This window comes from Pantoea sp. CS_6 (genome assembly GCF_041954745.1).
In the GTDB taxonomy this organism is placed as follows: Bacteria; Pseudomonadota; Gammaproteobacteria; order Enterobacterales; family Enterobacteriaceae; genus Pantoea; species Pantoea stewartii.
In genome coordinates, this window is the sequence record NZ_JAVAYG010000001.1 from 238,025 (window position 1) to 253,757 (window position 15,733).

Sequence of the window (15,733 nt, forward strand, 5' to 3'; positions counted from 1 at the left end):
TAAACAATCGATCCGATCCATCCTAAACCTTAAAACAAACGTACTCACGAAGTCCCGCGTGACTTCAGTCTGACGTCAGGGTTCGATTTATGCTCAATCGCATTACTGTTCAGTTACCCGTTGAAGGCTTGCTGTTCTGGAAGCTATCTGGCCGAGAGGCCCTGTCTGAATCGTTTATCTTAACGCTTCAGGTTTTAGGGACCGATGCGCGTATCGAACGCAGCGCGTTGCTGGGTAAAGCCGCTACCGTAGTGGTGCCGACGCAAAGTCTGGCAAATCCACGTTACTTTAATGGCAAGATCACGCGGGTGGCGGTGAGCGCGGTAGAGATGTCAGGCACGCGTTATGCTGTTTACACGTTAACGCTTGAGCCAGATCTGTGGCCGATGAAACGTGACCGGAATCTGCGCATTTTTCAGGAGCAAACCGTTCCACAAATCGTGCAGACGTTACTCAGTGAGTATCAGGTTAACGTGGAAAATAACCTGTCGGGTAGCTATCGCAGCTGGGATTACTGTGTTCAGTATCAGGAAAGCAGTTTTGATTTCATCAACCGACTGATGGAGCTGGAAGGCATTACCTGGCACGTTCGCCATGAGGCCGGTAAGCATACCATCGTGCTCACGGATGCCACTGCGCAGTACACGCCATTTAGTGGCTATGAAGTGATCCCCTATCATCAAACGCCTTCAGGCGGTTCCACCAGTGAAGAAGGGATAAGCCAGTGGGCCCTTACTGACAGCGTGACGCCGGGTTTATACAGTCTGGACGACTACGATTTTCGCAAACCTAACGCCTGGCTCTTCCAGGCACGACAAAATCCAACATCTCCTTCACCCGGCACCATTGATGTGTATGACTGGCCGGGGCGGTTTGTGGAACATGGTCATGGCGAATTTTATGCCCGCATCCGTCAGGAGCGTTGGCAGGTAGAGCATCAACAAACCCACGGCACCGCGACGGCAATGGGGATTGTGCCGGGCAGCACGTTCCAGCTCACCAATGCGGCCTTTTTCAGCGATGTCGGTGAATATCTGGTGACTGCTGCTGACTACCAGTTTGAGGAGAATCGCTACGCCAGTGGCCCGGACAGCCAGACGATTCATCGTACGGAGTTTAGCGTGATACCAGCGGGTGTGGTGTTTCGTCCTGAGCAGAAAACGCCGTGGCCGCGCACGGGCGGCCCGCAAACGGCGAAGGTGGTCGGGCCGAAAGGCGAAAGTATCTGGACCGATCGCTATGGTCGGGTCAAGGTTAAGTTTCACTGGGATCGGCTGGCAAAAGGTGACGATACCAGTTCCTGTTGGGTGCGTGTTTCCAGCGCGTGGGCGGGACAAGGTTTCGGCGGCGTGCAGATTCCACGCGTAGGCGACGAAGTGGTGGTCGACTTTATTAATGGCGACCCTGATCGGCCAATTATCACCGGTCGCGTCTATAACGAGGCCAGCATGCCGCCCTGGGCTTTGCCCGCTGCCGCTACGCAGATGGGATTCATGAGCCGCTCAAAGGATGGATCGCCTGACAATGCCAATGCGCTGCGTTTTGAAGATAAACCCGGCGAAGAGCAGCTCTGGTTGCATGCTGAACGTAACATGGATACCGAGGTTGAAAACGACGAAACCCATGATGTCGGCAGCAATCGCACCAAAACCGTTGGTAAAGACGAAATCAGCCATATCAAGCAGAACCGTACACGGACCGTGGATGGCAATGAAACCATCTCGGTTGGACAGGACCGCAGTAAAACCATCAGCGGCAATGAAACCACCACGGTTCAGCAAAATCGTACGGAAACGGTGAAAGGTAATGAAACGCTCAGCGTTGAGCAAAACCGCGATGAAACCATTACCGGAAACCATACCACGACGGTGAAAAGCAATAACACCGGCACAGTAGAAGGGAAGCAAACGCTAACGGTGATTCAGGATCGGACCCGTACGGTGCAGGGCAATGAAAAGGTTAGCGTGCAGCAAAACCGAACCGTGCAGGTGACGGGTAATCAGACACTCGACGTGACGGGTAATCGTCACGTCAGTGTCAACAGCAATGAGGCCCGTACCATTGCGCAAAAGCAGGATGTGACGATCGGCGCTGGGCGCACGCTCAGTATCACGGGGGGCGATACCCGCTTTACTCAAGGAAGCGTGGCCGACAGTGCCACGGATACGTTTCATATCAACGTTGGTGAGAGCGGGATTTTAATCAGCAATGGCAGCGTGCAAATTACGGCGGGCGGATCGACGATTACCATTAATGCCGCCGGTGTCATGGTGAATGGCAAAAAGATTGAACTCAATGCCTGACAGGGATGAGAAATGAGCACCGCAAAGAATCCCACTGAACGTGTTATGACTGAGCTGGAGCTGAGCTGGTTAACCGCCACGGAAAAGACCGACGCGGGTCTGTTTATCTGGCGCGTTCCAGCCGCAGGCGAATCACTACTTGATGCGTTCATCGCCCTTCAGCAGCATCCGGAGGGGCGTTCCGTACCCGATATATTCCTTGGTCTGTCTACGGCGTTTGAAACCGGTTATGGCTATAGCGATGCACTGTCGCGTGACTTTCTTGAACATTATGACGCCACGCCCGATGCGGCACATTGGGATGGCGATGTGTTGCTGCCCTGCTACACCATTGAACAGCTTTGCGGCCTGTTACAGGACTTCGCCGATCATTTTGCAGAGGATGTACGTTACCTGGTTCTGGTGCTTAAACCCGCTGCCGTAAGTGACGAGAGTGCGTTGATGCGCTGGCTGAAACGCTGGCTGGCTTCCTCCGCGCCTGCGCCGCGTTTACTGCTGATTGATACGCTTGAACAACCGCTTTGGCAGCCACTTCATGACGCGCATCCTGATCGCGTCCAACTGATTGTCGATCAGGTCGATGGCATGAAGGTGATGCATCAAACCGCCCAGCAGCAAAGCGATCCTGATACCGATCGGGCATTGCTGCGGCGTTACCTTGCCGATGCGATGCTCTTGCTGGAAAAAGGGACCGCCCAGCAGGTCGCTGCGCGCGGCAGTCTGGCGTTAGGCATTGCACAGCGGCGAGGCTGGCCTGATCAACAGGCGATGTTGCATAACCTTATTGCGGGCGGCTGGCTGAAAGGCCAGGATCACAATAAGGCCGTCGACCACTATCGTGAGGCGCAAAACGCGTCCAGCAGCGTGGCGGACCCCGTTGTCAAAGGCCAGCTTCGAACGCAGAGTACGTTTGGCGAAGCCGGTGCCTGGTTTTCACATAAAGAGTACGTTCGGGCGGCACAGTGCTACCGGCAGGCCGCGCGTGAGGCAGAGGTAATCCCCCATCCTGTGTTTGCGATTGAGGGCTGGCGCATGACTGGCTTCTGTTTATGGCTCGCCGGACAACGCCCGGCTGCCATGGAAGCCTATGGTAAGGCCGTGCGAGCCGCAGAGAATGTGCCCCTGGCCGAGCGGGGCGAAACCACGCTGCCGCTGGTCTTTCAGGATCTTCTGCGCAGTCACGATAAACGCCGCACAGAGGCGCTTGAAGCCTATGCATCTCGCTGGCAATCCGATAAACAGCGGCTTATTCAGCAGGCCGACGCGAACCTGCCGCCTGTGCCCACCCCATCGCAGGTCCGCCAAACTGACAGCCTGCTGCAACGCCAGCTCGAGGCAACCTTTTTACTTATTCGCGAGGAGCGGGAAACACTCATCCGCAATGGCGATGACAGTTTTCGCCGTGTCATCCACCTGGCCCGTGAAAAACTGCATCCGCAGTGGAATGGCTTACCTGACATCGCCCATCCTTTTGATGCCCCGCCGGGTGAATGGCAAAGCCTGCCTGCGTGGGGAAGCACTGAACCCTTAGCCACACAACCTGCAGGGAGCAACACATTGTGAAAAACCGCATCATCCTTATTGTCGTCGTCACGGTCCTGGCGCTGCTGTTCTTAAGCCTGTCCGATAGCGGTCTGGCGACGGAAGTCAGAACATTTTTGCGCGCGCTGCTGCGAGCCATTTTCTGAGGCCTGATTCATGCATTCCGGTGCGCACTTTGATCCGCAGCTAGGACTGGACATTCACACCTATCCCTGGCCTTTACCGACGCCTCACATCGGTATTGTGTTTGATGTGTTTGACTATCTGCCATTGATTGGCACTACGGTGCATGTTAACAGCATCAAACGGGCCAGCGCGGGAACGGGTGGAATGTCGATACATATCCCCGTTGGCGGCGTTTGGGTGCCGCCGTTGCGTGCGCCCGGCGGCCCACAGATTGAAGATGAGCTGTTTATGGGCAGTAAAACGGTTTCGGTGGATGGTGAACCGTTTTCCCGAATTGGCATGCCGGTACTGAGTTGCAATATTGTCGGTATGATTCCCCCGTTTCGCCTCAAGCGCGTCACTAAACCCAAACCGTTGTCCCTGACGCTACCGCTGACGTTCAACCTGGCCATCCCCAACAATGTCATCGTAGGCGGGCCACCAACAATCAATTTGATGGCGCTGCTGATGCGTGCCGGGTTGAGCGGTCTGGGAAAAGGGCTTAAGAAGTTCCGGAAGTCGGTGAAATGGCAAAATTTCATGAAACGCTTTGGCGACTACAGGCGCAAATTGTTTCGTAATATGGAGCCAGGGGTTCTCAAGTGTAAGGTTCTGCGAGCGGAACCGGTCGATATTCGGGATGGCAGCGTCAGTCTTGAACAGCAGGATTTCCTGTTGCCGGGCCGGCTGCCGCTGGCCTGGCATCGGACGTATTCGTCGGCCAATGTTGAAACGGCAGGACTTTGTGGCTATGGCTGGCTGACACCCGCGGATACCCGGCTGGAAATCCTGACTGAAGAGGGCATTGCGCTCTTTATTCAGCCTGACGGGATGACGCTTTTTGCCGCCCTGCCACAGGAAGACGGACGTAAACATGCTGTCATGGGGTTGCCGGATGGCAGCCGCCTGTGGCGAGACAGCGCCCAGGGCCAGGTGACCTGGTGCGTTGAGCAGGAAGCGGGGATCCTGTGGCATTTCACCGGTGCCGATGGGCGGTTACCGATACAGCAATTATCCGATCGTAACGGAAACGGCTGGGCCTTTGAATGGCAGGACGAGATGCTGATTCGGCTTCGCGAATTCAGCCTTAACGGGTTGACCGGACGAGAGGTCCTTGTCACTCATGATAAGGGCCGCCTGAGTAGCTTACGCCTGCACAATGCGCTGGACGGTGACATCACGCCGCTGACGCGCTACGAATATCATGCCAATGGTCAACTTAGCGCCGAAATTGATGCGCTATCGCATCCCCGGCGTTTTGACTATCAACAGTTTTATCTGGTCAGTCACTTTGACCGAAACGGCCAGGGATTTCATTACCAGTACAATCAGGACTGGCGCGTCATTCACGCCTGGGGTGACGGCGGCGTCTGGGACTACCACTTCGCTTACGAACCGCTGCTCAATGAGGTTGAAGTAACGGATTCACTGGGCCACCTCTCACGTATTACGTTTGATGACAATGGTCTGCCGATCGCCGAAATCGATCCCTGCGGCGGGAATACGGTATTTCGTTACGACGACTTTGGTCGAACGGTAGAAGTGATTGAACCGGATGGCAGCATTCATCAATGGGATTATGATGCGCAGGGCCGCATGGTCGCTGAGCATTTACCCGACGGCAGCATGGTGCAGGCCGTTTACAATGAGGATGGCCTGCCGCTGGCGATCACCGATCAGAAAGGTGCGGTCTGGCACGCCGACTATGACAGCGGTGGCAACCTTATTGCCAGTCGCGATCCGGGCGGTGTGACGGCCCGTTATCAGTTCGATCGGCTTGGCCAACTGACCCAGGCGAATGAGCCGGGTGCACCGCAAACAGAGTATCGGTATGACCGCTTTGGTTTCCTGCTGGTGGTCAGCGTGGCAGGCGCGGGAGAGACGCGTTTCAGGCACAACGTACGTGGGAATTTACTGGAACGTGCTGATGCCAGTAACGGTGTGACCCGTTTTTACTGGGATTCGAAAGATCGCCTCATCGCCACGGTCGACCCGGCGGGTGGCGATGTCCGGATTGAGTATGACCGTGAAGATGAGCCTGTCACATTTACCGATGAAGTGGGGCAGACCACGCGTTTTTACTATAACGGCACAGGCATGCTCACCGCCTGTGAAACGCCTGATGGTGCCCGGCTGGGTTATGAATACGATCCTGAGGACCGCCTGCTGGCCGTGATTAATCAATCTGGTCAACGCTGGCAGATGGAACGAGATGGGCTTGGACGTGTGACGGCCGAGCAGGATTATTGGGGACAAAAAACGCAGTACCGTTGGGACAAAGGAAGCCGCCTGGCCGCACGTTGCGATCCGCTCGGACGTGAGGTGCACTATGGCTACGATAAAGCCGGGCGCCTGAGTGAACGACGTAGCGGTGATACCTTACAGGCAACGTTCCACTATGATCCCTGCGGAAGGCTGGTGCTCTGCCAGAATCCCTGGCGGCGACTCAGCTGGCGCTACGATGACGCGGGACGGTTACTGACAGAAGATCAGGACGGCTTTCAACTTCGCTACCATTATGACGAGCAGGGACGTTTGCACGAGCGTGAAAGCGACAGTGGCCATCGGGTGGTTTATCGGTACGATGCGTATCAACGTTTACGCACCGTGCAACTCAACACTGATTCGCCGATCACCTTTGATTATGATGCCGCGGGACGGTGTATTCATGAACAGTTGTCAGAGGCATTGACGCGCACCCTGAATTACGACCACCAGGGACGGCTTACGTCACAGCAGGTACTACAAAATGATTTACCGCTGTTTGCCAGTGGCTTTGTCTATGACAAAAGCGGAAATATGACTGCGCGTCACGACAGCCAGTGGGGCAACGATCGCTATCGTTATGACCCTGTGGGCAGGCTGACGGCACATATCACCCCTGACGGGGCACTGCGAAAGTTTGTGCAGGATGCAACAGGTAGCCATTTGCAGACGCAAACCCGTGAGGTTAATGACCGCGCGGAAGGTTGGTTCCGGGAGGGCGTGCATCAGGGCGTTCGTTGTGTTTATGATCGTGCCGGTGAGTTACGCCAGCGACGCCGAGTCGCGGGGACCACGGGTGATCAGGATGAAAAAGAAGATTTCCTCTGGGATGAAAATCGACAACTGATTGCGGTGCGTAAAGGGAACCATCAGGTGCGCTATGGCTATGATGGGCTGGGCCGCCGGGTGTTTAAGCAAACCGACAGCGAAACGCGCTGGTTCTACTGGCAGGAGGACGCGCTGGTGGGCGAAACGCTCACCCGCACACATGAACCTCTGGCCGCGCAGAGTATCTTTGATACAGGCAGTCGCCTTAAGCGACAAAAAGCACAGGCTGCTCTGTTCAGCACGATGCGGGAATACGTCTATTATCCCGGCACGTTTCGACCGCTGGCGTTGCTGACGCAACAGGGGGACAGTAAACAAAGCTGGCACTATCACTGCGATCCTAATGGCGCACCAGTCAGACTGACATCCGTTACTGGTGAGATTGTCTGGGCAGAAAAAACCGGTGTCTGGGGTGAAAAAGGCCAAATCTTTGCTGATCAGATCGAAAACCCCCTGCGTTTTCAGGGGCAGTATTTTGATGCCGAGACGGGGTTACATTATAACCGCTATCGGTATTATGACCCTGAGATTGCGGCGTATATCAGTCAGGATCCGATAGGGCTGGCGGGGGGGGTTACTCCCTATCGTTATGCTCCAAATCCATTTGTATGGAGTGATCCACTCGGGCTTACGACGGAGGAAATAAAAACTTTGTTCCATTTCACCGATTTGAAAGGAATGGAGGGTATTAAAAACAGTGGAGTTATCAGGCCTTCCACGGGCGGTGTTCATGCACGTTTTGGAGATGGTCAGTATTTTACTAATGTTCACCCAGATAGGATTGGTGGGCGTACATTAAAAGATTTAGAAGACTCTGGTAAAATATCTTTGGGGCAACTTGCGGCTAACATTTATGGTGATGCAAGAAAGTCTGGTAGTATCACTCATTATATTGAGATTGATGTGACAGGGTTGAATATAACTGAGCCGAGACCGGGTACTTTCTTAGTCAAGAATGACAAAGAACTTGATGTCTCGAACCGAATAGTGAGTAGTGGGAGTTCATGCTAGTGAGTAATAAAAGTTACTACCGTGCGGTTTCAGAATTTTTGAGGGGAGCCGGTGTTGTCTATACTGAATTCATCGGGGAAGTGGCAACCAGACAGATAAGCGTTTTTGAAGGGAATCATTACTCTTCATCTTCTGTCACTGACTGGCATGAAGATATTGGTTACTTACTCTATGATGGCAAAAAAAATGAGTTAGATTTATCTGATTCTGAAGAGATTACAGATGAAAATTTTGAAACCGAATGGAAAAAAACACTCGTCAATGAAGACCAAATAGCCTATATCCATCATCATAGTGGAGATGCATCAATACCATTTAAAGAATCAGTTATTATTTTGCACGTTGTGAATAACCTAGGAAAGTGGGGGAAAGGTTTTGTCCTTTCTTTGTCTAAAAGATATCCGTTAGCAAAAGAAAAATATTTGGCCTCTTCGCGAATTGGGTATAAGATGGGCGATGTGCAATTTATTGAAGTGGATACTCTTAATAGAGTATTTGTAGCAAATATGGTTGCACAGGAAGGAATAAAAAAATCCCAAAGAGACGCTAAAAGATACATTTCATATGAGGCTCTTGAAGAGTGTCTGGAAATTGCAAGTGACTATGCATTGTGCAATAGATTAGAAGTTCAGATGCCAATGATCGGTGCAGGTCTGGGCGGCGGAGATTGGCAAGTTATTATTGATATTATAAAAGATAAACTGACTTATAAAAAAATACCCTGCCATATTCTAACTTTAGACTAGATGGCAAGAAAGGGCTTTTATCAGCCTTTTCTTTTTTCTCGCTTCTTCCTTTTAATTAAGGTTTTTTATGAGGGTTTAGTTTTCCTTTTTCATGTGAAAAAATAATATTACTCTAGTTCATAATGGCGAAATTTTAATAAGTTGTGCTACTTTGCTATGATTTATTCTGTGATAAATTTGCTTTTTTTGGTGAATTAGATAAGTTATATTAAAACTAGAGCTGAAAATTAGATGTTAGATATAAATTGGAAAGAAACCTATAAAAAAATGCCGCTAATGCGGCAATTCTTAATTCTATGAGCATTATTATAAATAAATGTTCGGCTGAGTACACTTAAAATACCCCCTCACTCACACCACCGTCTCATTCTCAAGCTTCTGCCTTTTCCGCAGATTCGGAAAGAGCATCATCCAGAGCCCAACCACCACCAGTGTCCCGACGCCGCCAATGACGGCGGCGGGCACCGCGCCCATCCATGCCGCGAGCAGCCCGGATTCAAACTCACCCAACTGATTTGAGGTATTGATAAAGATAGCGTTAACCGCATTGACGCGGCCGCGCATCGTATCCGGTGTATCCAACTGAACCAGTGCGCCACGGATCACCATGCTCACCATATCGAAACCACCCAGCGCGGCCAGCGCCAGCAGAGAAAGCCACAGTTTTGTTGAGAGCGCAAACAGCAGCGTCGCCAGGCCAAAACCGGCCACGGAACCAAACATAATCATGCCAACATGTTTTTCCAGCTTATGGCGGCTGAGCCAGACACCGACCAACAGGGCACCCACTGACGGCGCACCGCGTAACAGGCCAAGTCCCCATGGCCCGGTATGCAGAATATCCTGGGCGAAGACAGGGAGCAGGGCGGTTGCACCGCCCAGTAACACGGCGAACAGGTCGAGCGATATCACGCCCAGAACATCCTTGCGTTCGCGAATAAAGCGTACGCCCATAAACATGTTCGACAGCGTCATCGGCACACGTTCCTGAGGAGGACGCTCATAACGTAAGCAACTCACCAGTATCAGCGAGAATAAATAAAACAGGGCTGAAACCCCGTAAACCACCTCGGGACCGGCTATATACAGCAGGCCACCCAGCGTTGGCCCGACAATCACCGCCGCCTGACCGCCAACAGAGCTTGCCGCCATGGCGCGCGCCAGAATCGGTGGCGGGACCAGCGCCGGCAACATAGAGGTAATGGCTGGCCATTCCAGCGCTTTCGCCAGCGAAATCAGAAAGACCAGCCCCCAGATTTCAAGTTTGTCTGCCCAGTGCAATAGCGTCAGCGCCACCAGACCGAGCAGCGCTGCCCACTCAATCAGTTGGCCGATAACCACGATACGGCGGCGGTCGAACTGATCGGCCAGATGTCCTGCCGGCAACGCCAGAAGCACTGAGGGCAAAAACTGCATCAGGCCAATCATGCCTAACGCCATCGCGCTGTGGGTTATTGCATAGATTTGCCAACTGACGGCCACGGAAAACATCTGAAAACCAAATGAAGAACAGGTTCGGGCAAGCCAAAACGCCACAAATGACCTGTGTTGCAGCAGCGAGTCTTCGCCTGTTGAAACGCCTGTACGCATCCTGATTCCTGTCCCGAAAAGCCTCGCGGCAAAAGTGATTGCCTCAGTCTGATTGATGACCATGATGCTGTCTGGTTTTTTCTGACTAAAGCATGGTGATGTTACTGCCTGGCGGTCCGCGCGATATTCACGCCATGGACAGCGTCAGTCAGCACAGATAGAGCCCTAAATATTAGCATGCTCAATATTCAATTTAATAAATCAAAATATCGACAAGATGTGATTTTAACCCGCTGAATAATGGGGAGTTGCCGGAATACTTTTTATCATTCACCACAGAAAATGTACGAGCCGATCGGAAGGGACGCGACTTATCAGAGCTATTGGTCTTTCGTCGACGCAGCGATGATAAGATACGAGCCAATGTTTTTTGACCGTCATGCAAAGCCGTGTCAAAAAGCAAATAAAGGCGGGCTCGCAGGGCATAACGCTTTTTACGGCGTAAAAGACGTTACCCGCCCGACTGTTTCATCCATGGTCCGGGCTCATAAGGCGGCGTAAGACGTCAGCAAAGACGTTGGCAGGCTGACTCGACGTCGTCGCAGAAGTCCCCGCCAGGCCTTCGTTTCGCCGTCACTGACGCAAAAGGCGCAGACGGAGGAGATGATGTCCTTGAGTGTGCTACAGTGTTCAGGCACTTTTTTTCCTTGGGTTTTCAGAGGTCCCAGCTAATGACGAATAAACAGGGTGTTTTAATTGTTAACCTTGGAACACCAAAAGAACCCACGACTGCTGCGGTTAAAACATTTTTATCGAAATTTTTGCACGACTACAGAGTGGTCGATTTACCCCGGATCCTGTGGTGCCCGATCCTGCATGGCGTAATTATCCCGCTACGCGCCAAACGCGTCGCCAAATTGTACTCCTCTATCTGGATGGACGAAGGTTCACCGCTGATGGTCTACAGCGTCCGTCAGGCGCGCGCCCTGGAAGCGTTGACGGGCATGCCTGTTGAGCTGGGCATGAGTTATGGCGAGCCGAGCATCGGGGGCGCTATCGACAGGCTGCTGGCGAAAGGTGTCGATAAAATTATCGTTATTCCTTTGTATCCGCAGTTTTCCTCGTCCACCGTGTCATCCGTTTTCGACAGCGTGAGTCGTCACCTGCAGACGATGAAGAACCGCTACACACCGGCGATCAACTTCATCAACGACTATGCCGATCATCCTGCTTATATCGATGCGTTAAAAACGTCCGTGCTTGAATCGTTTGAGGCCAATGGCGTTCCCGATGCCTTACTGGTCTCCTATCACGGTATACCGGTCAGGTTTTCAAACGAAGGCGACAAATATCAGGAGCGTTGTGCGTTAACGACGAAATTACTCACCGACGCCCTGAACATGCCTTCGCTAAAAGTAGTGATGACCTTCCAGTCACGTTTCGGCAGGGAACCCTGGTTAACGCCTTATACCGATGAAACCATTAAAAATCTGCCTGCGGAAGGCGTGAAAAGCCTGCAGGTAATCAGTCCGGGCTTTGCGGCAGACTGTCTGGAAACGCTGGAAGAACTGGATGAGCAGAACAGGGAAATCTTTATGCATGCGGGCGGGACGTCCTTTACCTATATTCCTGCGCTCAATGATAAACCTGTTCATATTGAGATGCTGCGCCAGCTGGCGGAGGGCGCGAAATAGCGTGCTGCGGTCCGTCACTTGTTAAAGACCGGTAGCGACAAAGCCAGAATGCGTTCATTCTGGCTTTGTGTTTTTTATTAACCTGCAGCATTTTATGATGGCAGATTGCTAAATTTGGCCGTAAAGCAATGCGCGGAGAGAAGACAGAGAAAGGCGATCGGCTGAAAAGCAAAAAGCCTGCTCGTAAGCAGGCTTTTTTAATTCTGGCTCCTCTGACTGGACTCGAACCAGTGACATACGGATTAACAGTCCGCCGTTCTACCGACTGAACTACAGAGGAATCGTGTGAACGAGGCGAATAGTAACGAGGTCGGCTCAGGGTGTCAACAGTATAAAAGCGTTTAGCATTCAACTGGCTAGCTTTAAAGCAATGCGTCTGCAAAGCAGGCGATTTAGTCGTGGGCGGCTCCTGTTCTGCTTAACGGGTCCTGCTGATAAAACTGCTGAAGATGACGGTACATGGCCGGGAAACGCTCCGCCAGCAGGGCCGGGGCCGTAAAAAAATACTCGGATAATACCGCGAAGCACTCTGCCGGATCGCTGGCGGCATAAGGATCGATGCTGGCGGCCTGCTCACCGACACTTTCCACTTCATGTTCAATCCCGGCCATCGCGCTACGCAAATCTTTTTCCCATTGGGCAACCTCACGAAGCGGCATCATTGGCACGCCGCTGGTATAACCGCTACCGCGCGCATCCAGTTTGTGCGCCACTTCATGAATGACCAGGTTGTAGCCGGAAAGATCGAAGGAGTCCTGAATATCCAGCCAGTTGAGCACGATTGGCCCTTGCGTCCAGCTTTGCCCGGCATGGACGGCGGGGGCCTGATGGACCAGGCCATGCTCATCCTGCCACAGGTCATCCACATTGAAAGGCTCGGGATAAATGAGCACTTCGTGAAAGCCGTCCAGCCAGTCGAGCCCCAGCTTCAGCACCGGCAGGCAGAACAGCAAAGCAATGCGCACGGTACGCAGCGCATCAAGCTGACAGCCTTCAAGCGGAACCAGTTTTTTTTGCTGCAGAAAATGCTGAGCCATGGCCTGCAGCGACTGACGTTCATCGTGGTTGAGGAGAGTAAAAATCGGCTGTGTCAGCCCGGCCTGCCAGGGCAGGTCAGTCAGATCCGTATTGCTGTGTGTTTTCCATGGCCATTTAAACATCGTTGGTTCCGCACTGAATGCTGCAATTGCAGAACCCTGAGCGACCAGACAGTAAAATGCCAGCATCAAAACGGCATGCTGGCATCGTCAGGCTTCAGGGATGAAGGAGCAATATTCAACCTGTTAGCAAGGAAATTGTCTGTGATTCAGCCCACAAAGCGCAGGCTAAGTTGATTCGCGCGTGGCACGCTCGAACTCAATAACCCAAACCCACGGGTTAACCTGCCAGCTGGTTGCCCCATACTGTTTTTGCCAGGCTTTGCGGTAGGCTTCTTTGGGCAGTTCAGAATTGACGTTCATGGTAAAGAAGTTGTTCAGGAAGTGCGAGTCGGTCTGCACACCTTCCGCCATAATGTCGTCTTCACTAATATCCTGAATCTGCTCTGCACGCACATCCGTAATAATCAGGTCGATGCGGCTTGCCCAGCGCGGCATATGAATGGCTGTTTGCCAGCCAAACTGCTCGGCGTCCGGTCCGCCTGACGTATGTTGGCCCAGTTCATTGCTGTCCGCCCGGTACTGGCAAAAGTCCGGCGAGCGAAACGGGGTGGGATCGCGTTCATAATCCGCCAGCGCATGTTCAGGCACGATGGGGCCACGCCAGGTTTCGCGGACCCAGAGCTTGTCGCCAGGCATGCCGTAAGGACAATGATAACGAATGTCGTTCATGGCCATCATTTTGTCACCGTGCAGGTGATTAGCCTGCACATCAAAGGCATGTACCCCTTCATGATGATCCTGGCCTGGACCAAAAGCCTGCGTTTTCATTATGCGCCGGGTTTGGGTTTGTTGGCCAACCAGCAGGGCTCGGACCCGCTGTTCGGAAAAAAGAATCGGCCGCTCTTTCATGGATTACCTCTTTTTATTAGTCGATCCCGGTTACTGCTGAAACAAAAAGGGCACCTAAATGGTGGCAATATCATAAAAAATATAAATCATTATTCCTGATAATTGGCCACCGTGTGGTTCGCTCAGTTGTGATGATTTTTAATCAACCGGACAGGTGTGGATAAAAAATCATCAGCACTGCTGTTAACGCGTATTACCGGACATCTGATAGTGAGAATACAGTACGTTATATCGGCAAAAATAGGAACCTTTTCAGATTTATCCATCTATAATTTTCGCCGCTTTTATTGTTTTTTACATTTTTATTATGACATTAATTCCCTCACTCTGAGATAAAATAGCGCTGATTAATCATTATTAATATTAAACTATTCATCCTGCCTAAAACTGAATCAGTCAAGGCTGAAAAAGCAGCAAATGGCTGTTTTCCTGGTAGCAAATTGCCATAAAAATGATCAGCGTCTCATTTTTAAGAGGAATTTAAAGGTCCCGACCGGCTTTTTCCTTAGCGATGTAAAGAAAATGTCATTAGCCATTCGTTATGATGACAAAGCCTATACGCGTAACAGGTCGTCAATTGAGACGAAAATAACCCTTACAGGAAAAGATTATGTCACTTGCACTTTGGCAGGCTCGCTATGAAACCTGGTTTGAAAAAAACTGGATTCATGATGATGGCGCACACGATATTGCGCATTTACGTCGGGTCTGGATGAGCGCGCAGCGCATTATGGCAGGTACATCTGCCGACCCCCTGATCGTCCTGACTGCCTGCTACTTTCATGACGTGGTGAACTTACCGAAAAACCATCCTGAACGTCATAAGGCTTCCACTTACGCCGCCAGCGAAACGCAGCGTATCCTGCAGCAGGACTTTACGGATTTTCCTGCCGAATTAATCGGTGGAGTGATGCACGCGGTTCAGGCACACAGTTTTAGCGCGGCCATCACGCCTGAAACCCCTGAAGCGAAAATCGTTCAGGATGCCGATCGGCTGGAATCGCTGGGTGCAATCGGGCTGGCCCGGGTGTTTTACACAGCCGGTACGATGAACCGTCTTCTGTTCAACAGTGAAGACCCGCTGGGGAAAGCGCGTGAACTTAATGATGTGAAATGGACACTGGATCACTTTCAAACCAAGCTGTTACGGTTGCCTGAAACGATGCAAACCGAAGCAGGGCGGAGACTCGCAGAACACAACGCGGACTTCCTGGTACGCTATATGGCCAAGTTGTGTGCTGAGCTGCAGGGTAATCTGGTTAGTCTGGATGAAGCAGTACTTCGTGATTTTAGTCCCTTACACGCTGAATATTAAATTTTTATGACAGTATAGGAATCGATACAGTCATCCGGTAGCGTGGAAGCAATAACAAAAAAGGAGTGAGGAAATGACCGAAACTGTTAATTTGACGATTAAAATTGATCCTGCATTGAAAGAACACATTAAACAGCTGGCGCTTGAAAACCAGGTATCAATGAGTCAGGAGATCGTGCAACGTCTGCAGGCCAGCCTCGAAGCACCTTCTCATCCCGCCATCGACAGTCAGAACACGGAAGAAGGCGCGTCGGATGCTTTAAGTTCCAGCGAAATCAAACAACTGCGTACGCTGCTTAAGAAGCAGAGTAAGAAAAAGAAATAA

11 protein-coding genes and 1 tRNA gene are annotated in these 15,733 nt (G+C 51.8%); 8 read left to right on the forward strand and 4 right to left on the reverse strand.

Annotation, left to right across the window (positions count from 1 at the left end; translation table 11 throughout):
- Window positions 1–89 precede the first annotated feature (89 nt).
- Genes RAC90_RS01010 through RAC90_RS01030 form a run of 5 tightly spaced genes read left to right on the forward strand, consistent with a single transcriptional unit; the run spans window position 90 to window position 8,860 of the window.
- A complete protein-coding gene (locus tag RAC90_RS01010; RefSeq protein ID WP_375123844.1) occupies window positions 90–2,303 on the forward strand; it encodes a type VI secretion system Vgr family protein in 2,214 nt (737 codons plus the stop codon).
- A 12-nt stretch (window positions 2,304–2,315) separates the two neighbouring features.
- On the forward strand, window positions 2,316–3,866 hold the full coding sequence (locus RAC90_RS01015; RefSeq protein WP_054633588.1) for a hypothetical protein: 1,551 nt from the start codon (window positions 2,316–2,318) through the stop codon (window positions 3,864–3,866).
- Window positions 3,863–3,991 (forward strand): hypothetical protein, encoded by a 129-nt coding sequence (locus RAC90_RS01020; RefSeq protein ID WP_096010432.1) that lies wholly within the window; start codon window positions 3,863–3,865, stop codon window positions 3,989–3,991. The genes RAC90_RS01015 and RAC90_RS01020 overlap by 4 nt, the downstream gene beginning before the upstream one ends.
- A 10-nt stretch (window positions 3,992–4,001) precedes the next feature.
- The gene (locus tag RAC90_RS01025) at window positions 4,002–8,114 is read left to right on the forward strand and encodes an RHS repeat-associated core domain-containing protein (protein ID WP_375123845.1); all 4,113 of its coding nucleotides are present in this window, start codon (window positions 4,002–4,004) and stop codon (window positions 8,112–8,114) included.
- Window positions 8,108–8,860, forward strand: a complete 753-nt coding sequence (locus tag RAC90_RS01030; protein WP_054687633.1) for a macro domain-containing protein — start codon at window positions 8,108–8,110, stop codon at window positions 8,858–8,860. Before RAC90_RS01025 ends, RAC90_RS01030 begins: the two co-directional genes overlap by 7 nt.
- A gap of 351 nt (window positions 8,861–9,211) precedes the next feature.
- Here RAC90_RS01030 and RAC90_RS01035 read toward each other — a convergent pair whose 3' ends face one another.
- Window positions 9,212–10,450, reverse strand: coding sequence for an MFS transporter (locus tag RAC90_RS01035; protein WP_054633591.1), 1,239 nt, complete (start codon window positions 10,448–10,450; stop codon window positions 9,212–9,214).
- 671 nt (window positions 10,451–11,121) lie between these two features.
- On the opposite strand from RAC90_RS01035, the gene hemH reads away from it, so the two are divergent.
- Window positions 11,122–12,084, forward strand: a complete 963-nt coding sequence (gene hemH / locus RAC90_RS01040; protein ID WP_006119604.1) for a ferrochelatase — start codon at window positions 11,122–11,124, stop codon at window positions 12,082–12,084.
- 204 nt (window positions 12,085–12,288) lie between these two features.
- Here hemH and RAC90_RS01045 read toward each other — a convergent pair.
- From RAC90_RS01045 to RAC90_RS01055, 3 genes are all read right to left on the reverse strand, one after another.
- Window positions 12,289–12,364, reverse strand: a tRNA-Asn gene (locus RAC90_RS01045).
- A 112-nt stretch (window positions 12,365–12,476) separates the two neighbouring features.
- The gene (gene mtfA, locus RAC90_RS01050) at window positions 12,477–13,244 is read right to left on the reverse strand and encodes a DgsA anti-repressor MtfA (RefSeq protein WP_205958567.1); all 768 of its coding nucleotides are present in this window, start codon (window positions 13,242–13,244) and stop codon (window positions 12,477–12,479) included.
- 165 nt (window positions 13,245–13,409) lie between these two features.
- The gene (locus RAC90_RS01055) at window positions 13,410–14,093 is read right to left on the reverse strand and encodes a hypothetical protein (protein ID WP_033742103.1); all 684 of its coding nucleotides are present in this window, start codon (window positions 14,091–14,093) and stop codon (window positions 13,410–13,412) included.
- A 610-nt stretch (window positions 14,094–14,703) separates the two neighbouring features.
- On the opposite strand from RAC90_RS01055, the gene RAC90_RS01060 reads away from it, so the two are divergent.
- Both RAC90_RS01060 and RAC90_RS01065 read left to right on the forward strand, forming a co-directional pair.
- Entirely contained in the window at window positions 14,704–15,408 is a 705-nt protein-coding gene (locus RAC90_RS01060) for a phosphohydrolase (RefSeq protein WP_375123846.1), read from the forward strand.
- Window positions 15,409–15,481: 73 nt separating this feature from the next.
- On the forward strand, window positions 15,482–15,733 hold the full coding sequence (locus RAC90_RS01065) for an Arc family DNA-binding protein (protein ID WP_058708348.1): 252 nt from the start codon (window positions 15,482–15,484) through the stop codon (window positions 15,731–15,733).

Coding starts and splice junctions, on each gene's coding strand:
- RAC90_RS01010 (WP_375123844.1), top strand. CDS start 90: ATGCTCAATCGCATTACTGTTCAGTTACCCGTTGAAGGCTTGCTGTTC.
- RAC90_RS01015 (WP_054633588.1), top strand. CDS start 2,316: ATGAGCACCGCAAAGAATCCCACTGAACGTGTTATGACTGAGCTGGAG.
- RAC90_RS01025 (WP_375123845.1), top strand. CDS start 4,002: ATGCATTCCGGTGCGCACTTTGATCCGCAGCTAGGACTGGACATTCAC.
- RAC90_RS01030 (WP_054687633.1), top strand. CDS start 8,108: ATGCTAGTGAGTAATAAAAGTTACTACCGTGCGGTTTCAGAATTTTTG.
- RAC90_RS01035 (WP_054633591.1), bottom strand. CDS start 10,450: ATGCGTACAGGCGTTTCAACAGGCGAAGACTCGCTGCTGCAACACAGG.
- hemH (WP_006119604.1), top strand. CDS start 11,122: ATGACGAATAAACAGGGTGTTTTAATTGTTAACCTTGGAACACCAAAA.
- mtfA (WP_205958567.1), bottom strand. CDS start 13,244: ATGTTTAAATGGCCATGGAAAACACACAGCAATACGGATCTGACTGAC.
- RAC90_RS01055 (WP_033742103.1), bottom strand. CDS start 14,093: ATGAAAGAGCGGCCGATTCTTTTTTCCGAACAGCGGGTCCGAGCCCTG.
- RAC90_RS01060 (WP_375123846.1), top strand. CDS start 14,704: ATGTCACTTGCACTTTGGCAGGCTCGCTATGAAACCTGGTTTGAAAAA.
- RAC90_RS01065 (WP_058708348.1), top strand. CDS start 15,482: ATGACCGAAACTGTTAATTTGACGATTAAAATTGATCCTGCATTGAAA.